This is a genomic window from Mesorhizobium sp. M7A.F.Ca.CA.004.06.1.1 (assembly GCF_003999135.1).
GTDB lineage: Bacteria > Pseudomonadota > Alphaproteobacteria > Rhizobiales > Rhizobiaceae > Mesorhizobium.
On record NZ_RZPQ01000488.1, the window covers coordinates 1 to 4,525 of the forward strand.

Here is a 4,525-nt window from a genome sequence, read left to right on the forward strand (position 1 = left end):
TGCATCCTCCAACAGTTGCCGCAGTTCCCCTGGCTCGAACGCCATCATTGGTGGGGAGGCAGGCTCATCCTCCAACAGTTGCCGCAGTTCCCCTGGCTCGAACGCCATCATTGGTGGGGAGGCAGGCTCGTCTTCCAACAGTTGCCGCAGTTCCCCTGGCTCGAATGCCATCATCGGTGGGGAGGCGGGTTCATCCTCCAGCAGCTGCCGCGGCTCTTCCTCGTGCGGCAAGCGCCTCCTTAGCCGGTCTTGCAGCGCCTGCCGATCGGCAACGAGGTTGTCGAGGGGCAGCGGCTCGTGGTCTGGCCGCTGCCCTTTCACCAATCGTTCAACCAGCGCCCACGTGCCCTCCAGGACAAATACGCCGCAATCATAATGGTTCGTCTGTCTGGCCATGGGGGCTGGCGCCAAGGTGGCATTCAGCAGTCCTGCGAGCTGTTTTGCAGGCACGTCGTTATATCCCTCTCGCTGGAGGGAGTCGTAGTGATAGGCGAACCGCCTTTCCGGGTCGCGGCGATCAACGAGCAGCAGCGACCAATGGGTGCCGGGGCTAGTAGCCGTGCCATTATTCACTGGCAAGAACAGGAAGTCGGCTGTGGCGTTGTTTTGATTATAGATGGACTGCAATATGCCTCGAGCGTCTTGCGGCGACGTGTGTCGCAGTAGATGGGATACGGAAGGATCCACCAGCCGAGTCCGGGCAGCGAGCGCCGGATTGATCCCCTGCAGTTGCCCCTCCAGCAAATTGTAATCTCTCTGGATATGGGCGTCGCTCAGCCATTCGGCGGCGCCGAGCACCCGCCCCGTTGCAACGTTGGACGGGGCTGTCGGATCGAGCGCCCCGATCTGAGCCCCAGAGGAACTGGTAGTCAGTGTGGTCACATCAACCAGTGGAAGGCCGCGGTAGGTGCCTGGCAGCCTAGCGGTTGCTGGCGAGGCGGGTTGGGGAGCTCTTGCCGGTGCCGCTGGCCCAGCTTCAGCAGCGGCCCCAACGCGCCTGGTGACTGCGTCTGCCGGATGAGCAGAAAGGACAGTTTCGCGCCCGAGCACAATGCGCGGCAGGATATCCCGGAGGTGAGCCAATGCAGAACTGATACTTAGCCTATTACCATAGGAGACAGCCTTGAAGCTCTCAACATCTTTATCCAGCGATTTGTCGTGAATCCGAGCCGCAATCCCAAGCTTGTTATTTTGACGCAGGTACTGACTAAAATGTCTAAGAAAATTTGTATAGCCGCCCACGGTATCTGGATTCCGTCCGGTCGCAGGCGCTGCCAGGTACTCCTTGGTCGAAGCGGCTCTGTAATTTCTAATGAGCTCGGCATCGTCAGGATAGGGGATCACGACAGGGCGAGCCATAATCGGGGCTCCGCCTGTCGACTTCTTGAGGTAACGCAGTGCGCCAGCCACGGTGGAGGAACCACCCGTACTCTCGTACTCCTTGAGATCCTGATCCAGCGACGAATGGTAAAGCCGAGCAGCAAACCCTGGCTTGTTGTTTTGAAGGAGCCACCGACTAAAGCCGAAAAGAGAATTTACATTGTAAGTGACCGTGTTCGCTTTGGCCTTACCCGCGTGGAATGCTGCCCTCAGCCCTTCGATAGCGGTCGCATCGTTGGAATAGACAGGACGCTTGTCGGCACCGTCGGGGACTACAATTGGACGATCCGGCTGCACTGTCGAGGGCATCGACCCACCACCTCCGGGATGCGGTGCTGGGGTGGATTCGTGCTCATCCCTCTGCCTGACGAGCTGCGCCTCACATTCCGGTGTAGCCACCTCATGAGGATCCTGCATCGGTTCGATCCCCTCCATCTCCTGCTGCAACCAAGCCAAAGCTTGGCGAGCGGCCTGCGCGGCTTCATCAACCGCGGAGGATGTCTCCACACCTCTGGCGGACGCCGGCAGAGCCTGCTCCGCCCGCCGTCGAAAGAGCTCTGGCGAGGCGGATTTCTCCGCCCACAATCTGGGCTGCGTAGCGAGTCCCCGTCCAGATTTATGTGGCACCGCCTCGCTTGGCAGCGGGCTGCTCCTGTCCCGTGCAGCTACCAGCTCCTCCGGGGCGCCCTGGTCGCCGTGGCGCCAGTTCAAGTGAGGGACGGCCTCTCCAAAGTCGGGCGCTTGGTGTTGGTGCGCGGTTGGGGCGAGAGACAATGGTAGATCGGTGCCCTCCTTATAACCTACCGGCAGGAGCTCCTCTGGCCAATCGAATCCCTGCTGTGGTGCGGTATGCTGAGCAGCGTCGCCACGGGGACGAGCCTCCATGCTGACCGCGTTTTCCAGATGATTCCCGAGTATAACGCGCGGCGGGTTCTTGCGGAGATAAACCAGCGCAGATTCGATCGGAGCTCCACCATTAGAGGAGGCGGCCTTGTAGCTCTCAACATCTTTATCCAGCGATTTATCGTAAATGCGACCCGCAATTCCGAGCTTGTCATTTTGACGTAGGTAATGACTGAAATGGTTAAGAGCAGTTGCGTAGCCGCTCGCGGATCTGAAATGTCTGGTGAGCGCGGCGTCGTCAGGATGGGGGTTCAGGACAGCGCGACCCACAATCGGGCCGGCTCCGCCCATCGACTTCATCAATTGACGCAGTGCGCCAGCCACGGTGGAGGAACCACCCCTACTCTCGTACTCCTCGAGATCCTGGCTCAGCGACGGATGGTAAAGCCGAGCAGCAAGCCCTGGCTTGTTGTTTTGAAAGAGCCAACGACTAAAGCCGAAAAGAGAATTTGTGCTGCGAGTGACCGTGTCCGGCCTGGCTTTACCCGCAAGGAGTGCTGACTTCAGCCCTTCGATGGCGGTGGCATCGTTGGAATAAACAGGACGCTTGTCGGCACCGTCGGGGACCACAATTGGACGATCCGGCTGCACTGTCGAGGGCATCGACCCGTCGAGATGCGGTGCTGGGGTGTATTCGTGCTCGTCCCCCTGCATCACAAGTTGCGCCTCCCGTTCCGATGTACCCACCTGATCGGTGGGGAGTTGCATCATCACGCGAGCGCCTGAGTTGCCAACCTCACCTGGTTGCCGCTCAGTGACAGCATGCTGCAGATTGCTTTGGATCCTCTGCCTCTTCGTTGGTCTCAACTCACCTTTACCATGCGAGCCATTGACGAGGACCTCCTCGCCTAGCGCACCCATCAACTCGTCCGCCGCCTGCAGTTCGCCCAAGTGCTGCTCAAAACCGGCTTGGCCGGCCTGTCCGCTTGCTCGTGCGGTACGGCGTGCTGCACCTGCAGCCAAGCTGCCACGATGAATGTCTAGTTTGTACGGGTGCACGCTATCCTCACTTCCACAGATCACATGAGCAACCTACTCAGGCAAGCTTTCGAGAGGCTGACGAGGTCCGCCGCCGCGGAAGGCGAAGGCTGGTTTTCTGCTCAGCGGTTGACGGCCTCGCGTGTTGCGGCCGCGCCGGGTATCACGCCAATCAATCTGAATAGTCGATGCGTCAAACGAACCAGGATGGGATTTTCGTAGCGGGGCTGCTCTACTCACTCTTGTCCTGAGGGCAGAATTCAACCATATCGCCGAGCAACTGGATGCCGATTGGATACCCGATCCGGAAAGCTTCAGCTCATATGTGACGCGAGGATGAGAATCGTGGCAGCTCCAGACCGACGGGCTGCCACCCACAGCGGCGATGACCGACGAGGGTCTTCTATTGCCAAGGCAATCGTCCGTTCGGGGACCTATGTGTTCCAATGCTCGTCGAGCGGATCGGTGGGCCGCACCGCCGTAGCGTTACGGCGAGCGGAAGCGGCGTTGGGTGCGGCTTTTCCCCTGAACGCTTCACACCAGGCTGATAGGGGATCTTGCAATCGCACACACGCGGTCTGCAGGCGTGCCTATCAAGCAGTTTGCTCAGACCAACGCCGCGGCGAGCCGATCCTCAATACGCAGCGCAAGTCCTAGACTCCACGATCGTCCTTCGGTGCAGATTTGCTCGCGCCTCGCCCTGATTACAGCTGATAAGGCGAGCTAACAATTGCAAGAGCCACAAGCTATTCCAGCTCGATCGGTTTGGTGTTCCAGTCGGGCGGGGTCTGACCGAGAATGTTGCGAACGAAGAAGTCTAGGAGTTTGCGCTCGGTGTAGGTGCCTAGAGTATGGTGATTGGCACCAGGAACGTAGACCATGTCAAAATCTTTTCCTGCCTTGATGAGTCGATCGGCAAGCTGGAACGAGCAAAACGGATCGACATTATCATCCATTTCGCCGACCGCGATCATCAGCTTGCCCTGCAGCCTGTGAGCATTGTCAACGGCGGAGGATTGCGAATATTCAATGCCGACCGGCCACCCCATCCAAAGTTCGTTCCACCAGGTCTTGTCTATCCTGTTGTCGAAGCAGCCGTTTTTGGCGACGGCGACCTTGTAGAAATCGGGGTGAAAGAGCAGCGCGCTGACTGCACTCTGGCCGCCGGCGGATGCGCCAAAAATGCCGACGTTGGATATGTCGTACCATGGATATTGCGCGGCCGCCGCCTTGTGCCACAGAATGCGATCGGGAAATCCTGCGT

Annotated in this window: 2 protein-coding genes; both read right to left on the reverse strand. The window is 59.1% G+C overall.

Annotation, left to right across the window (positions count from 1 at the left end; translation table 11 throughout):
• A partial coding sequence (locus tag EN906_RS24065) for a Ulp1 family isopeptidase (protein ID WP_245484321.1) occupies positions 1-3,174 on the reverse strand: 3,174 nt, incomplete at its 3' end.
• Positions 3,175-4,007: 833 nt separating this feature from the next.
• Positions 4,008-4,525: prolyl oligopeptidase family serine peptidase (locus EN906_RS24070; RefSeq protein WP_164777316.1), on the reverse strand; the 518-nt coding region annotated here is incomplete at its 5' end.